At 45.8% G+C, this 277-nt stretch carries 1 pseudogene; it reads right to left on the bottom strand.

Features of this window, described 5'->3' with window-relative positions:
- Positions 1-175: pseudogene (locus SB775_RS29030) on the bottom strand (VLRF1 family aeRF1-type release factor); the annotation flags it as partial.
- Positions 176-277: the final 102 nt, after the last annotated feature.

Below are 277 nucleotides of genomic sequence, written 5' to 3'. Positions count from 1 at the left end.
CTTTAGAGGCGGTCAAATACTCATCAAGGCGTTTCAGTCCATTCTTTAGCTGAATCTTCCAGGCCCCGTTCTGTGCTTCACGGTCTGCCGGGTTGGTATTGAGGTACACGCTCAACACACAGCGGCCTTCACATTCGAATTGTTTCAGTTCTTGGATTTCGTCGTATAATGTCATTCACCCATCATCCTCCTTTAATCCGTACTTGTTACCTCAATACCCCAACCGCTCCTGCTTAAACAGAGGCTGCCGCTTCTTTTTTTAATATTCGAACGTTTA

The sequence above is a fragment of the Peribacillus sp. SIMBA_075 genome (assembly GCF_046534585.1).
The sequence above is the reverse complement of the archived record's forward strand: the minus strand, read 5'-3'. Positions and strand labels throughout refer to the sequence as shown.